General features: G+C 68.0%; 16 protein-coding genes. 6 read left to right on the top strand and 10 right to left on the bottom strand.

The window, feature by feature from the left end:
• From AC07U0_RS04045 to AC07U0_RS04030, 4 genes are all read right to left on the bottom strand, one after another.
• The gene (locus AC07U0_RS04045; protein WP_494718734.1) at positions 1–669 is read right to left on the bottom strand and encodes a hypothetical protein; all 669 of its coding nucleotides are present in this window, start codon (positions 667–669) and stop codon (positions 1–3) included.
• Positions 670–710: 41 nt separating this feature from the next.
• Positions 711–965: a hypothetical protein gene (locus tag AC07U0_RS04040; protein WP_494718733.1), complete on the bottom strand. Its 255-nt coding sequence runs from the start codon at positions 963–965 to the stop codon at positions 711–713.
• An 8-nt stretch (positions 966–973) separates the two neighbouring features.
• The gene (locus AC07U0_RS04035) at positions 974–2458 is read right to left on the bottom strand and encodes an alpha/beta hydrolase (RefSeq protein WP_494718732.1); all 1485 of its coding nucleotides are present in this window, start codon (positions 2456–2458) and stop codon (positions 974–976) included.
• 68 nt (positions 2459–2526) lie between these two features.
• Positions 2527–3960 carry a class I SAM-dependent methyltransferase gene (locus AC07U0_RS04030; protein ID WP_494718731.1) on the bottom strand — a complete coding sequence of 478 codons (1434 nt, stop codon included), beginning with the start codon at positions 3958–3960 and terminating at the stop codon, positions 2527–2529.
• A gap of 247 nt (positions 3961–4207) precedes the next feature.
• On the opposite strand from AC07U0_RS04030, the gene rplU reads away from it, so the two are divergent.
• The 3 genes from rplU to AC07U0_RS04015 all read left to right on the top strand — a co-directional run bounded on the left by rplU (position 4208) and on the right by AC07U0_RS04015 (position 5824).
• Positions 4208–4753, top strand: a complete 546-nt coding sequence (rplU, locus tag AC07U0_RS04025; protein WP_494718730.1) for a 50S ribosomal protein L21 — start codon at positions 4208–4210, stop codon at positions 4751–4753.
• An 88-nt stretch (positions 4754–4841) separates the two neighbouring features.
• Positions 4842–5123, top strand: a complete 282-nt coding sequence (gene rpmA, locus AC07U0_RS04020; protein WP_494718729.1) for a 50S ribosomal protein L27 — start codon at positions 4842–4844, stop codon at positions 5121–5123.
• A gap of 167 nt (positions 5124–5290) precedes the next feature.
• On the top strand, positions 5291–5824 hold the full coding sequence (locus AC07U0_RS04015; RefSeq protein WP_494718728.1) for a GNAT family N-acetyltransferase: 534 nt from the start codon (positions 5291–5293) through the stop codon (positions 5822–5824).
• Positions 5825–5834: 10 nt separating this feature from the next.
• On the opposite strand, the gene AC07U0_RS04010 is transcribed toward AC07U0_RS04015, so the two are convergent.
• From AC07U0_RS04010 to AC07U0_RS04000, 3 genes are all read right to left on the bottom strand, one after another.
• Positions 5835–6032 carry a hypothetical protein gene (locus tag AC07U0_RS04010; RefSeq protein ID WP_494718727.1) on the bottom strand — a complete coding sequence of 66 codons (198 nt, stop codon included), beginning with the start codon at positions 6030–6032 and terminating at the stop codon, positions 5835–5837.
• 164 nt (positions 6033–6196) lie between these two features.
• Positions 6197–6784 carry a BA14K family protein gene (locus tag AC07U0_RS04005; protein ID WP_494718726.1) on the bottom strand — a complete coding sequence of 196 codons (588 nt, stop codon included), beginning with the start codon at positions 6782–6784 and terminating at the stop codon, positions 6197–6199.
• Positions 6785–6847: 63 nt separating this feature from the next.
• Positions 6848–7384, bottom strand: a complete 537-nt coding sequence (locus AC07U0_RS04000) for a hypothetical protein (protein ID WP_494718725.1) — start codon at positions 7382–7384, stop codon at positions 6848–6850.
• Between the two features lie 115 nt (positions 7385–7499).
• Between AC07U0_RS04000 and AC07U0_RS03995 the strand changes: the two genes are divergently transcribed.
• Together AC07U0_RS03995 and bamJ are read left to right on the top strand one after the other, a co-directional pair.
• A complete protein-coding gene (locus AC07U0_RS03995; protein WP_494718724.1) occupies positions 7500–8702 on the top strand; it encodes a threonine ammonia-lyase in 1203 nt (400 codons plus the stop codon).
• Positions 8683–9228 carry a BamJ family beta-barrel-assembly machinery protein gene (gene bamJ, locus AC07U0_RS03990; protein WP_494718723.1) on the top strand — a complete coding sequence of 182 codons (546 nt, stop codon included), beginning with the start codon at positions 8683–8685 and terminating at the stop codon, positions 9226–9228. The genes AC07U0_RS03995 and bamJ overlap by 20 nt, the downstream gene beginning before the upstream one ends.
• Here the strand turns inward: bamJ and queG are convergent.
• From queG to AC07U0_RS03975, 3 genes are all read right to left on the bottom strand, one after another.
• Positions 9225–10334 carry a tRNA epoxyqueuosine(34) reductase QueG gene (gene queG, locus AC07U0_RS03985; protein WP_494718722.1) on the bottom strand — a complete coding sequence of 370 codons (1110 nt, stop codon included), beginning with the start codon at positions 10332–10334 and terminating at the stop codon, positions 9225–9227. The two genes, bamJ and queG, sit on opposite strands and share 4 nt — an antisense overlap.
• A 487-nt stretch (positions 10335–10821) precedes the next feature.
• A complete protein-coding gene (locus tag AC07U0_RS03980; RefSeq protein ID WP_494718721.1) occupies positions 10822–12807 on the bottom strand; it encodes a M1 family metallopeptidase in 1986 nt (661 codons plus the stop codon).
• Between the two features lie 74 nt (positions 12808–12881).
• On the bottom strand, positions 12882–14069 hold the full coding sequence (locus AC07U0_RS03975) for a multidrug effflux MFS transporter (RefSeq protein WP_494719183.1): 1188 nt from the start codon (positions 14067–14069) through the stop codon (positions 12882–12884).
• Between the two features lie 254 nt (positions 14070–14323).
• Here AC07U0_RS03975 and AC07U0_RS03970 point away from each other — a divergent pair, with 254 nt between their 5' ends.
• On the top strand, positions 14324–14494 hold the full coding sequence (locus AC07U0_RS03970) for a hypothetical protein (protein ID WP_494718720.1): 171 nt from the start codon (positions 14324–14326) through the stop codon (positions 14492–14494).
• The last annotated feature ends 193 nt before the right edge of the window (positions 14495–14687 follow it).

The raw sequence follows: 14687 nt of genomic DNA, 5'->3' as shown, positions 1-14687 counted from the left end.
TTAGTGCTGATGCAGCAGGACGAGAAGGCCCAGCCCCAGCAGGGCGACCCCGAGCACGGCGCCTTCATAACGGGCCCAGCGTTCGAGCTTCAGCACCGAGGCGCCCATCCGGGCCAGGGCCGTGAAGACCCCCATGCCCAGCACCGTGCCGACGGCGAACGCGGCGGTCAGGAAGCCCAGCGCCATGATCCCTTCCTGGGCCGAGGACATATAGATGGGCAGCAGCACCTCGCCGGGCGAGATCGCCAGCATGGCGACCAGACCCCAGAAGGCGGCGCCGTGGCTGACGGTCGGCTCGGCCAGCTCCAGCGTCGCGCCATTGGCGGTCACCGGGGCCGGACGCCGGATGATGGCCCTGAGCAGATAGAAGCCGCCGAAGGCGAACAGCAGGATGGCCGACAGGTGGGGCAGCAGGCCCGAGATCCACTGATCCAGCGCCACGCCCGCTGCGACGATCAGTCCGCCGACGACCGCCGTGGTGACGATATGGGCCAGACCCGCCGCGGTCACCGCCGCCAGTACGCGCGCCAGACTCCACTTCTGCGCCCGCCCGACCAGGACGAACGGCAGCCAGTGGGTCGGCAGGGCCGCGTGCAGGAAGGCCGCCACGAAGCCGCCGCCGATCAGCGACAGCAGCACGTCATGTTCGAGCGGGGAGGGCGGCGTCATTGATCGCCCTCTACCGTGTTATCTTATAACAGTCGAGGGCTTTATTCCTCTTCCTTGGGGGAGGCCGCTTTCAGGACGATCTTTTTCGCAATCTGATTGATCAGGAGAAGGACGCCGCAGATCGGAATCGCGCGCAAAGTGAATTGAAAGAGATCCGACCGAAACAGGGAATCGTGGCCCACCAGCAAGGCGGCCAAGCTCACCGCGACATATCCTAGGAGCAGGCCGCCGATGACAGAGGTGTTGATCGCCACCGCACGAAAGGTTTTCGCTGCATATTGCGCGCGGTCGTACATGGCTTGCCCTAGCTCTCCGTGAACACCAGCGGCGTGCCCGCCGCCGGCAGACAGCTCTGGTCCACCGGCTTTGTCGGATCCCTGAAGAAGTCGCGGGCCGCGCGGGCGGCGCAGGGGCTACCGCCGGTGACGCCGTGGGTGGCGTTGGTGACGATCATCACCTGACTGTTCGCATAACCCTCGGCGGCCTTGCGGGTCAGGGGCGGGGGGCAGCCGGGGTCGATCTCGGCGGCGATGAACAGGGTCGGGATGGTGGTGTGGACGGGCGCGTTCTCGACCGGATCGGAGGGGCCGACGTCGACCGTGGCGCAGACGTCGAACAGGCGCGACAGGCTGGGAACCGAGACCTCGGCGACCGGATCGCCCGCGGCCCCGGCGGCCAGCCGTTCCTTGGATTCGAACGGCAGCTCCTCCTTGCACAGATGGGCCATGTGCTGGCCTTCGAAATAGTAGGTGCGGTTCTCGGCGGCCTCGGCGACGGGGGTCAGGTCGCCCGCGATGATCTTCTCCAGATCGGCCGGCAGGCTGCGTACGCCCGAGGCCGAATAGGTGGTGTCCATCAGGAAGGACGCCAGGTCCTCGACCGTGTAGGTCTTGCCGTCCCTGTTGGTCTGCGGCCCCGCCAGCCATTTGCGCGCATTGGCCTCGAACCGGGTCTGCAGGTCGAGGTGGCGGGCGCCGCACTCGGCCTGGGCCGCGCATTTGGCGAGGATGATCTTCACGGCGGCCGAGACCTGTTCCGGCGTGCCGACGGCCCAGTTGCCCTCGGGCGGCCAGGGGCTGTCCATAACCACGGCGCGCACGCCCTCCGGCGCATGGGTGATGACCGCGGCCTCGATGCGCGGACCATAGGAGCCGCCGAACAGGTCGATCCGGTCGAGGTGCAGGGCGGTCCTCAGGTCGGCGACGTCGGCGGCGATGGCGGCGGCATTATATTGCGACAGGTCCACCTTGGCGTCGTGCCCCATCATGCAGTCGATCAGCTTGCGCGCGTCTTCCTCCGACGGCGGACCCGCGTCAGTCAGCTGGGCGCCGGGGCAGTCCATCGACGGGATGCTCAGCCCGCCGCCGCGCTGGTCGAAATAGATCCAGTCCTGATCGACGGCGGCCAACGGACCGGCCCGGTCCGGATTGGCGGCGTAGAAGGCCAGGCGTCGGCCCAGCCCCTGGACCAGGGCGCCGCCCGGTCCGCCGTGGAAGACCACGACCGGCGGCAGGGTCTGGCCCGACGCATCGTGGTACGGTTGGCTCGCTCTCACGATGGCCACGGCGATGTCGATGCGGCGGGTGTCCGGACTGCCGCGCGTCTCGTCGACTGTCAGGGTCCCGCACTCAACCTTGCGCGCCGTCGGACCGGTGGCCTGGGCCGGCCAGTCGGCGGGGCAGTCCCTGACCGTATAGACGGGCGCTTCCGCCCGGGCGTGCGGCGCGGCGGCCAGCAGGCCCAAGGCCGCCACAGGGATGGCCACAAGGGCGGCGAACAGTCTGGTCATGAAGGATCCTCCGCCCGCACCAGACACCCGGAAGGCGTCGAGGCGCAAGCAGGAGGACGTTAGGAGCCTCAGGCCTTCTTCGGGGCGGCCTTCTTGCCGGTCACCCTGGCGATGGCTTTCGACACCGCCGCCTTCACCCCGCGCGCGGGTTTGGCTGCGGCCCTGACCACGGCCGGAACGCCCGGCTTGCGCTCGGCATAGAGCGACTTGCGGTCCAGCGGCAGGCCGCTCGGTCCCGGACGGCGCTTCTGGGCCACGGTCTGATAGACCAGCACCGAACCGCGCTCGAAGCTCTTCTTGAACAGGGCGAAATAGATCAGCCACAGCCGGGTGCGCGCCTCGCCGACCATGGCGTAGGCCTCCTCGCGCTTCGCATAGAGCCGCTCTTCCCAGTGCTTCAGCGTCAGCTCGAAATGCTCGCGCATGTCTTCGACGTCCAGGGTCTCGAAGCCGAGGCGGCCGAGGTTGGTCACCGTCATGCCGATGGTGTCCAGCTCCCCGCCCGGGAAGATGAAGCGGGTGATGACCTTGGTCGTATTGGTGGCCTTGATCGGATCCAGACCGCCGCGGCGCACCGAGGCCTGGTGGAAATAGAGGCCGCGCGGCTTCAGCAGCCGCTTCATCTCCAGGAAGTGGCGTTCGTGGTTGGCGAAGCCGACGTGTTCGAACATCTCGACCTGCGAGATCGCATCATACTGGCCCGTGACGTCGCGATAGTCCTTGAGCTCCAGCGTGATCCGGTCCGACAGGCCCTCGCGCTCGACCTTGGCCCGGCCGTAGTCGAGTTGCGCCTGCGACAGGGTCACGCCGTGGACGGTGACGCCATAGTGTTTGGCCGCCCAGCAGGACAGGCCGGCCCAGCCGCAGCCGACGTCCAGCAGCTTCTGGCCGGGCTGCAGGCGCAGCTTGCGGCAGATCCGGTCCAGCTTCTCTTCCTGGGCCGCTTCCAGCGTCGCGTCGTGATCCGTGAAATAGGCGCTCGAATAGACCATCTCCGGATCGAGGAAGAGCCGGTAGAAGTCGTTGCCGACATCATAGTGGAACTGGATGAAGTCCTTGTCGCTGCGGCCGGCCTTGTCGGCGCCGATGCCGTCATTGCCGGTCTTGTCCCACTCGGGCAGCTGGGTCGCGCCGGCGTCGGAACCGCCCAGCAGGAAGGGAATGGCCGCCTTGGCAATGAGCATCTTGTCGGCGCGCTTGGCCAGGTGGACGGCGCGGCCGTGATCCCAGCGGTCGGCGGCCTCCAGCGGGCTGCCGCCCTCGATGCGCATGTCGCCCGTGGCGAACATCTCGAACAGGGTCATCAGGCCGGGCTTGAGCAGCAGGCGGCGGACGGCGGACGGGCGGGCGATGACGATCTGGATGTCGTCGCGGGCGTTCGGTCCCAGCGGCAGGACCTCTCCGTTCCAGAGGCGCAGGGACAGGTCGGCCTGAAGCAGTTCGGCGACATGGGCGGTGATACGGCGCGCGGCAATGATGCGGCTGTCGGCGTCGGTCGTCATATGGAGTGTGTCCTCTTCCCCTTATGCGTTCATTGCACGGTCGCGTTGCGCGGGGCTAGAGAGGCGTGGCGATTCAAAGCGTCGCTGGAGCCGGGTGGGGCGCCGAGGCCATGCGACCGGCCTTTTCGAGCGGTTTCGGGCCGGTTTGGCGTTGACTCAGAGGGCCCGGTCCGTATATGTCGCCGCTCTTCGCCCGGGGGGTCATCCGCCGGGCGCATCCTTTTTTGCGTTACGCTGAGGCTCCAACATGTACGCGGTGATCAAGACCGGCGGCAAGCAGTACCGGGTTCAACCGGGCGACACGATCGTGGTCGAGAAGCTGAACGGCGACGCCGGTCAGGAACTGAAGTTCGACAGCGTCCTGATGCTGGGCGGCGACAAGGGCGTGACCCTGGGCGCCCCGCTGATCGACGGCGCTTTCGTCGGCGCGACCCTGATCGAGACCCGCAAGGGTGAGAAGGTCAAGATCTTCAAGAAGACCCGTCGTCAGGGCTACCGCCGCACGAACGGCCACCGCCAGCTGGAAAGCGTTCTGCGCATCACCGGCATCGAAGGCGCCGGCGAAACGGCCAAGTGGGACGGCAAGATCGATCTGACGACCCGCGCCGAGATCAACCTGCGCGCCCGTGGCCTGGCCAAGCGCGACGCGACGTCGGCCTTGGGTTCGACCGAGACGGTCGTCGCCTCGCACGACGGCGCTTCGGTTGACGCCGTGGTCGTCGAGAAGTCCGCACCCGCCAAGAAGGCCCCGGCGAAGAAGGCTGCCAAGCCCGCCGAGACCGACGAAGCCTAAGAACAACCGCGCTACCCAGCGCGACCCACGAAGACCGCGCTCAAGCAGGCCGACCGGCCGTTAGCGCAACAAGGAAGAGGAGCAGACTATGGCTCACAAGAAATCCGGTGGTTCGTCGCGTAACGGTCGCGACTCCCAGTCCAAGCGCCTTGGCGTGAAGAAGTACGGCAGCGAAAACGTGCTCGCCGGCAACATCCTCGTGCGTCAGCGCGGCACCCAGTTCCACCCGGGCGCCAACGTCGGCCTCGGCCGCGACCACACCCTCTTCGCGCTTGAGCACGGCGTGGTGAAATTCACGACCAAAACCAACGGCCGTTGTTACGTGTCGATTATTCCGGCCAACGACGCACAGGCGATGGCCGCCGAGTAACGCGAAACCCGGAATTTTCGGATCGCGTTGCTCCTCAAAAGCAGCCGATCCGGACCAGGGAAAATATTCCGCGGGGAGTCTGGATCACCAGGCTCCCCGTTTGCGTTTCCCCGCCTCGAAGTCCGCCCGAGCCCTCCAAGGAGGCGGACCGATTTGAGGCCAAGACCATGTGCATCATCGAAACCTCTCCGGTCATCGAGACCCGGCGTCTGGTCCTGCGCGCGCCCGCGCCCCAGGACGCCCCCCGTATCGCCGCCCTGGCCAATGACCGCGAGATCGCGCGGATGACCTGCCGCATGCCGCACCCGTTCGGGACCGGCGACGCGGAAGACTTCGTCATCGCCGTCGCGGGTCAGGATCCGGCCAGGGCCAACACCTTCCTGATCGAGCATGAAGACCTGGGGCCCGTCGGGGTCATCGGGATGTTCGAGGACGGGGATGTGGCGCCCGAGACGGGCTACTGGATCGGCCGCGATTTCTGGGGCCGGGGCTTCGCCACCGAGGCTCTGGAGGGCGCCATGGTCTGGGCCAGCCGCAAGTGGAAGCGCCGCGCCCTGGTCGCCGGTCACTTCGCCGACAATGCTGCCTCGGGCCGGGTGCTGGAGAAGGCGGGCTTTCTGTACACCGGCGAGACCCGCCGGCCGTACAGCCAGGCGCGTCAGGCGACTGTCGACACCCGCCGGATGGTCTGGATCGCCTGAAGCGGTCCGGTCAGCCGGCCGCCAGGCTGGGTCCGAACACCGCGACGGCGCCGATTATGCCTGCGAGAACGGCCATCCCGGCTCCGGCCATGAAGGCGACGGCCGTCCGGGTGCGGCGGCGGCGCATGCCTCCGGTCTTGACCGAGCGGATATAGACCTTGGGTGTGCGGTCGAAGGCTTCCGATCCGCTGATATTGTGCTGGGACATGAACGCGCTCCCCCGACTGACCTCGCGCCCCTCCAGAGGATCTGGCGGACGCGGGGTCACTCAGGGACGTGCGGTGGGGCCAAACAAAGGCGAACGCCGCTCACCCACCAATCCGTGATCGGACGACTGTTGGTCGCTGAATCCCGGATCAGCCGCGGAAGGCTTTACCCGCAGAAGACGGGCCGGCCGCTGTAGGCGATGTAATAGCCCGTCGCCGGGTCATAGGAGCGGTACTCGGCGCAGCACCAGTTGATCCGCTGCGGATCGCGGCCGCCGACGGCGTACTGACCATGGTCGTGGCCGTAGCGGTCGGCATAGGCCTGACCAGAGGCATAGCCGCCGTAGCCGCCGCCCGAATAGACGACGTCCGGCCGGCCGTACTCGCCGTAATAGACGTTGTTGCCGTAGCTGTAGCCGCCGCCGTAGCTGTAGCCCGTGCTGCGCCGCCAGGGCGCGCGCTGGTCCCGCCAGCGGGCGTCGCAGTCGGTGCGGCCGCGATCCCAGTAGGCGTCGCAGCGATAGTCGCCCGGCACGTCGCGCTGGCCCTGATAGCTGTAGTCCCGCGAGCTGTAGCGCCGGTCATGGCGGCGGTCCCCGCAGCGGTCGCCGCAGACCGCGCCCTGCTGATAGCCGTAGAAGTCCTGGGCGCCGCCGGGCTGGTAGCCGTAGACCTGCGCCGAGGCCGGAAGGGCGCTGAGGGCGAGCGGGGCGGCAAGGGCCAGCGCGGTGAGGCGCGACGAAACGGAAAACATGGTTAACGCCTCCAGTCGGCCTCTACCCCCTCCAGGGCGACCCGCCGTGTTGATGGGGTACGCTTACAGGGTGACGGAGATGACGCGGCCGCCGCGCGTCTCGACGCGGCGCATGAGCACGATTCGGTCGCCACCGGCGCTGACCGGGGCGATGATGAACCAGCTGCCGTCCGGCAGGCCGGTGACGGTGAAGCGGTTGTTGGCGCAGGTCGAGGCGCGCACGAACGAGCGATAGTCCGCGTTCGGATCGGCGACGGTGCGCGCGCGCACCACGGCCTCGGGGATCGCCGCCTGCTCGGTCGAGCCGTACAGGGTGTTGAATCGGGCGCGGGTGTAGGGGGTGTCGGGCGTCAGGGCGACCGAGCCGGTGCAGCCATAGGCCGTGCCGTTGCGGCTATAGCTGATGCGGCCCTCGATTGTGCCCTGGCCGGGACGCGCGGACCAGTCGAAGGCGTCGGCGTTGAAGGCGCTGGACGGCGGCGGGGGCGGAGCCATCGTCCCCATCGTCGGTGCGCAGGCCGCGACGGTGAGTAGAGAAAGGGACGCCAGGGTCGCGAGCGCGGCCGGACGGGCGCGTCCGATACGGATCTGATTCGACATGGGTTACCCTTTCCTGTGCGATCCCGTCTCGCGGAACCGACCCCTAACCATACGCCTAACGCCCGTCCTATGGTCAAGGTTGCGAGCGTTGACGACCTCAGTCACAACATCGCCGATGACCGTGACATTTTCCGACATCCAGGCCGCCAAAAACCGCATCGCGGGTCAGGTGGACCGGACCCCCGTGCGCCATTCCCGTCGCCTGTCCGAGCTGACCGGGGCCGATGTCTGGGTCAAGTACGACAATCTGCACTTCACCGGCTCGTTCAAGGAGCGCGGCGCCCTGAACCGGCTGCTGCTGCTGACCCCGGACGAGCGCAAGCGCGGCGTCGTCGCGGCCTCGGCCGGCAACCACGCCCAGGCCCTGGCCTATCACGGCGGCCGTCTGGGCGTGCCGGTGACCATCGTCATGCCCGAGGGCACCCCCTTCGCCAAGATCAACGGCACCCGCAGCCATGGCGCCACCGTGGTCATCCACGGCCTCGACTTCACCGCCTCAACCGAGGAGGCCAAGCGGCTTCAGGTCGAGAACGGCTATGTCTTCGTCTCGGCCTTCGACGACGAGGGCATCGTGGCGGGCCAGGGCGTCTGCGCCATCGAGTTCCTGGAGGATGCGCCCGAGCTCGAGGCCCTGATCGTGCCGATCGGCGGCGGCGGCCTGATCGCCGGCTGCGCCATCGCCGCCAAGGCCATGAAGCCGGAGATCAAGGTCTTCGGCGTCGAGGCCGCCCGCTATCCGTCGTTCACCGCCAAACGCGCGGGTGAACCGCCCGTCTGCACCGGCCAGACCATCGCCGAGGGCATCGCCATCAAGGCCGTGGGCGACATCCCCTTCAACCTGGCCAACGACCTCATCGACGAGGTCTTCGTGGTCGACGAGGCCGACTTCGAACGCGGGGTCTCCTTCATGGTCACCCTGGAGAAGACGGTGTGCGAGGGCGCCGGCGCCGGCGGTCTGGCGGCCCTGCTGCGCTATCCGGAACGCTTCAGGGGCATGAAGGTCGGCATCGAGCTGACCGGCGGCAACATCGACGCCCGGATGCTGGCCGTGGTCCTGAACCGCGAGATGGTCCGTGAACGGAGGCTGATCGTCTACCGCATCCTCGGTGACGACCGGCCGGGCATGCTCTCGGCCATGGCGGCGGTGATCGGCGGCCTCGGCGGCAACATCATCGACGTCGTCCACAACCGTCTGGCCCTCGATGTCCCGGCCAAGGGCGCGGAGTTCGACATCATGGTCGAAACGCGCGATAGCGCCCACGCCGACGAGATCGGCGAGGCTTTGAAGGACAAGGGTTATGCGCTTCGGATGGGCTAGGGCCGCCCGAAAGACCGTTGGGGTCTCTGTTATCGCCGCCACGCTTCTGGTCGCCGCTTGCCATCGCCCTCCGGTCAGCCCCGAGGAACTGGCGAAGAACGCCGCCGACGCCGCCGCCTTCATGGACAGGAACAAATCCGCAGAAGGGGTCCAGACCCTGCCGTCGGGGCTGCAGTACAAGGTGCTGGTCTCGGGCCCGTCCGGGGCCGCCAGCCCCGACCGCAACGATCTGGTGCGGGTCGACTACGAAGGCGCCCTGATCGACGGTACGGTGTTCGACAGCTCGTTCGAGCGTGGCGTGCCCCTGGCCATCCACGTCGATGAGGTGGTGCCCGGCTGGACCGAGGCCCTGCAGCGGATGAAGGCCGGCGATGAGTGGATGCTCTATGTCCCGCCCGCCCTCGGCTACAAGGACCAGCGCGCCGGCGATATCCCGCCGAACTCGGCGCTGGTCTTCCGCGTCAAACTGCTGGACGTCGCCCCGGTCCCCGGAAGCGGCCGCGCCATCGGGTCGGCGCAGGGCTAACCCCGGGTCCACTCCGCCCTCACACCCTCATCGTCTTCCCCTGCGAGCCGGGCCGTCTTCGCGCGCCCGAAGGCTTCCGCGTCCAGCCGCCCCAGCGCCCAGGCCGCCGCCCCGCGCACCAGCGGTGACGCATCGTCCAGCAGCCGTTCCGCCGTCGGAACCAGCGCCGTATCCCCGCTGTTGCCGACCGCATAGAGGACGTTCCTCAAAAAGCGGTCGCGGCCGATGCGCTTGATCGGGCTCTTCGTGAACAGGGCGCGGAAGGCGGGGTCGTCCAGCGCCGCCAGCTCGGCCAGTGGCGGCTGCTCCAGCGCGCCGCGCGCTTGCAGCCGGACCTCCCTCGAGGCGGCGGCGAACTTGTTCCACGGGCAGACCGCCAGACAGTCGTCGCAGCCATAGATGCGCGAGCCCGTCGCGGTGCGGAATTCGACCGGCCAGGGCCCCGGGAATTCGATGGTCAGGTAGGAGAGGCAGCGGCGGGCGTCGAGCTGGAACGGCGCGGGGAAGGCCTGCGTCGGGCAGGCGTCCAGGCAGGCGGTGCAGGAGCCGCAGTGCTCGGTCTCGGCCGCGTCCGGCTCCAGTTCCGCCGCCGACAGGATGACGCCGAGGAACAGCCAGTTGCCGTGGTCGCGGCTCAGCAGATTGGTGTGTTTGCCCTGCCAGCCGATGCCGGCGCGCTGGGCCAGCGGTTTCTCCATCAGGGGGGCGGTGTCGACGAAGACCTTCACGTCCTCGCCGGTCTTCGCCGCGATCTGGCCCGCCAGGGTCTTCAACCGGCCTTTGATGACCTCGTGATAGTCGTCGCCCCGGGCATAGACCGAGATATATCCCGCCGACCGATCGGCCATCTCGGGCAGGGGATCGGTCTTTGGGCCATAGTTCAGGCCCAGCACCACCGCCGACTTCGCCCCGTCCCACATAGCGGTCGGATGGGCGCGGCGCTCCAGCGTCGTCTCCATCCAGCCCATCGCGCCATGCCGCCCCGCCTCGACGAAATGAGCCAGCTTCTCGCCCGCGCTCCAGGGATCGCTGGCCGAGGCGAAACGGCAGACGTCGAAACCCAGGGCCGAGGCCTGGCTGCGGATGATGTCGCGGGGATCGGCCATCGGGAGGTGATCTGTCACAGAGGGGCTGGCGAGGACAGGGGAGTCTTCCTTCTCCCCTTGCGGGAGAAGGTGGCAGGCGGAGCCTGACGGATGAGGGGTCACGCAGGCCTGTGAGATGAGGGACCGCCAACCTCAGCCGTCGGCACGACCCCTCATCCGAGCCGCTGCGCGGCCCACCTTCTCCCGCAAGGGGAGAAGGATCAGGTCAGCCTCGCATTCGAACGCTTCGAAACTGGCCCTCGATCAACGCCTTACCACCCCGCCACCTCATTCGGTCCAGCAGGCCCCACGCAGGTGCTAACCTCCGCCCGGGTCTTTGACATCGCCAGCCCTCGACCGCGCACGCCGTTGCACGCTCATGGCACGCGAGTGCAACGAACGCCGTTCTGAAAGCCTGAGCGAATCCCGTCGTCTGCGGGGCGAACCTCTCGCCCCGCTTTCAGGATTGCACTTTTTGCACTCGCTTTTTTGAGTGCAGAAGGGGCCGCTACTGCCCCGCCGGCTTGCCGATCAGGGCGTCGACCGAGCCGGTCGTCACCGGGTGATAGCCGGGCCGGGCGGTGGCATAGATGCGCGTCGCCAGCGGACGGCCCCAGTCGCCCTCCTTCCACAGGCTGGTGAACAGCGGCATCACGAACTTCCGGCGACCCTGCGAAGTCAGGAAGCGCTCCAGTGTCGGCACGGCCGGCTGATACCGGTGGGCCACGGCGATCTGCAGCCAGGCGAAGGTCAGCTCGGAGTTGCCCTCGTGCTCGAGGTTCAGGGTGGCGTCCAGGTCCGCCAACTGCTGGTTGGTCATCCAGTCGGCCCCATCGCGCAGGTTGGCAGGGCGCCACTGCAGGAAGCGCTGCCGCTGCTGGGTGCTCCAGCCCTTCCACGGGATGGCCGAGGCCGGACCGCGGTTGGCGAAGAAGGCCGTCGCGGCGCGGTCCACGGCGTCGAAGTCGGCCGAGGTCGGGGCCACGGCGTTCGACGGCAGGCCGGGCTGATAGACCCATTCATCCAGCTTCAGCTGCTGCTCCAGCGCCTGATCGCCCTTCACGAGGTTGGCCCGGATGTCCTGCAGGAACAGCTCGGAGGTCATCGGCCGGAAGGCGTTGCGGTCAAAGTAGCCCTTCAGCCAGGCGTCGAAGCGCTGACGGCCGACGATGCGCTCGATGGTCTCAAGGAAGGCCGCGCCCTTCTCGTAGGCGATGTCGGTCATGCCGTCGTCGGGATCGCGCCCGGTCAGGTCGAGGTGCAGACGGGTGTCGGCCGCCGGCTGGGTCTTGAGCTGCTCCTGCAGCGAGTCCCAGCCGAGGACGCGCTCCTGCTGGGCGCGGGCGGGGCTGTAGACGGCCTCCATGATCCGGTTCTGGAAGTAGGTGGTGAAGCCCTCGTTGAGCCAGAAGTCGGCCCAGACGGCGTGGGTCACCGTATTGCCCGACCAGCTGTGGGCCAGCTCGTGCGCGACCAGCGAGACCAGCGACTTGTCCCCGGCGATGACCGTGGGGGTGGCGAAGGTCAGGCGCGGGTTCTCCATCCCGCCGAACGGGAAGGAGGGCGGCAGGACCAGCACATCATAGCGGCCCCAGCGATAGGGGCCGTACAGGGCCTCGGCCGCGTCGACCATCTTGCCCATCTCGGCGAACTCGGCCTTGACCGCCTCCAGACGGCTCGGCTCGGTCCAGACGCCGACGCGGCCACCTTCCGAGGCGAAGGCCAGGTCGCCCACGGCGATGGCCATCAGATAGGGCGGGATCGGGTTGGTCATGCGGAAGCGGTAGCTGTGCATGGGCTGGCCGTTCAGGGCCGGTGAGGTCTCGCCGTTCGGCGTCAGCATCTCGGCGCTCATCACCGCCTTCAGCGCCTCGGGAACGGTGATGGTGGCGGAGTAGGTCTGGCGGATGCCCGGGCTGTCCTGGGTCGGGACCCAGGTCCGGGTCAGGATGGCCTCGCCCTGGCTGAACAGGAAGGGCTGTTTGCCGCCCGCCGTCTGGGCCGGCGTCAGCCACTGCAGGGCCGCCGCATCCGGCTTGGTGGCGTAGTCGATGAAGATCTTGCGGGTCTCACCGGGCGCGAAGGCCGGGAAGGTTACGGTCAGGCTCTGGCCCAGGATCGGGTCGGCGGCGCCGAGGACGAACTGCAGCGGGCCCTTGGCGTCGCGCACGGCCTTGATGTTCAGGTTGCGGCTGTCCAGCACGATCTGGGTCGCGCCCGGCTCGGCGGTGACATCCAGCGTCGCCGTGCCAGACAGGGTGTGGGCGGCGAAGTCGGCGGTCAGGTTCAGGTCGACGTGCTTGACCCGCGCGATCTGGGGCTGGGCGTAGGAGTGGATGTCCTTGGGATAGGTCACCGGCGCGGTCGCCGAGGCGGGCAGGGGCGGCATGTCCGAGGCCGGATCGGCGGCGGGCTTCTGGCAGGCGGCGAGGACCAGCACGCCGGCTAGGGCGGCGCTCAGGGCGAGAATAGAGACAGTCGTCTTGCGGGACATGGAACGCTCCGTTGAACTTCGGCGCGGACCTGAGACCCGTTGGGCGACGAGATCAACCCCCTATCGGGCGGACCTTAGTGGCTGGGCGCGGGGACCGGGTTGTGCGGCACAAACAGCCGCCCGCGTTCGGCGAACAGCACCGCGACGATGGCGATCAGGCCGCAGCCGGTGAAGCCCACGATCATCGGGACCACGGTGCCGTTGAACTGCTGACCGATGGCGAAGCCGGTCAGGGAGCCGATGATGGTCGAGATGAAGCCCTGGGCCGAGGAGGCGGTGCCGGCGATATGGCCCATGGGCTCCATGGCCATGGAGCCGAAGTTCCCGGCCATCAGGCCAAAGCAGAACATGGTCATGGCCTGCAGGATGGCGAAGCTCCAGATCGACTCATGCCCGCTGATGACCACGGTGGCGTGGACCGCGGCGATGCCGGTGAAGCCCAGCAGGGCCGTGTGGCTGATCTTGCGCGAGCCCAGCTTCACGACGATCCGGGCGTTGACGATCGAGGCGATGGCGATCCCGCCCGCGATCACGGCGAAGACGGTGGTGAACAGGCCGGGGGCCTCGAACACGTCATAGAAGATCTGCTGCGAGGAGTTGATGAAGCCGAACAGGGCCCCCTGAACCGCCGCCATGGCCAGGGTGTAGCCCATGGCCTGACGGTTGGTGACGACCGCCCTGAAGGCGCCGGCGATCCGCTTCGCCTCAATCGGCAGCCGGTCCTCGGGATGCAGGGTCTCTGGCAGGCGCAGGCCGGTCCAGACCATCAGGGCGATACCGGCGAAGGCCAGAACCGCGAAGATCCCCTCCCACGGCGCGAACAGCAGGATCAGCTGACCCAGCGACGGCGCCAGGATCGGCACGCCGAGGAAGACGAGGAAGCTCAGGGACATGACCCGCGCCATGGTCCGGCCGCTGAACCGGTCACGCACGATGGAGACGGCCAGCACGCGCGTCGCCGCCGAACCCAGCCCCTGTCCGACCCGGGCGATGATCAGGGTCTCGAAGCTCGGCGCCAGCATGGCCACCACGCTGAAGGCCACATAGATGCCCACGCCGATCATCAGGATGGGCTTGCGCCCGAACCGGTCGGCCAGCGGCCCGTACACGATCTGGGCCACGCCGAAGCCCAGCAGATAGGCGGTGACGATCCACTGCCGGCTGTTCTCCGACGCCACGCCCAGCGCCTCGCCCATGGCGGGCAGGGCCGGCAGCATCGAGTCGATCGCCAGGGCGTTCAGCGCCATCATCAGGGCGATCATGCAGACGAACTCGGGGAAGCCCGGCCCCTTCGCCGCGACCCTGGCCTCGGCCTCGAGTTCGGCGGCGTGCCCAGCGGCTTCGGCGGGGGTCTTGTCTGAGGGCCTCGTCATGCCGTGACCCATGCGCCACGGACAGCGTCGTCGCAACCACAGAGGGCCGAAAATGCTGCGCCGCAGCATTATTTGACTGGCCCATTTTACAATCTGGCCTACGGTAACGCTGCTTCTTCACTCCTTCAGATCGAGACGGGCGCATGATCGTCCTCGGGGTTCTCATCATCGTGGCCTTCCTGGGCGCCCTGCTCTGGGACTACCTGGGCCAGCCGACCAAGCTGCGCCACCTCGGCCGCCGTCGCGGGTCGATCGGCAAGTCGCGCGGCGTCTCCTCCCGCAACCGCGACAAGAACGCTTCCGACGCCGACTGAGACCCGACGCTCCGGCCTTGCTGGCACGGCGTCTGATCCCCACATCGTATCGAGCGGCGGCCCTGTCAGCGGGGGGCGCGCGGGCCGCGTCTGCGGCCAAACGGACACAGGCGCCCGGCTGTTGGAATTCCTTACAGCTTGTGAGGTTGTTTTCTGGACGATTGGGTCTATTTAACGCCCGTTCCTCCCCGAA

The sequence above is a fragment of the Brevundimonas sp. GW821-FHT02A10 genome, assembly GCF_059422025.1.
The sequence above is the reverse complement of the archived record's forward strand: the minus strand, read 5'-3'. Positions and strand labels throughout refer to the sequence as shown.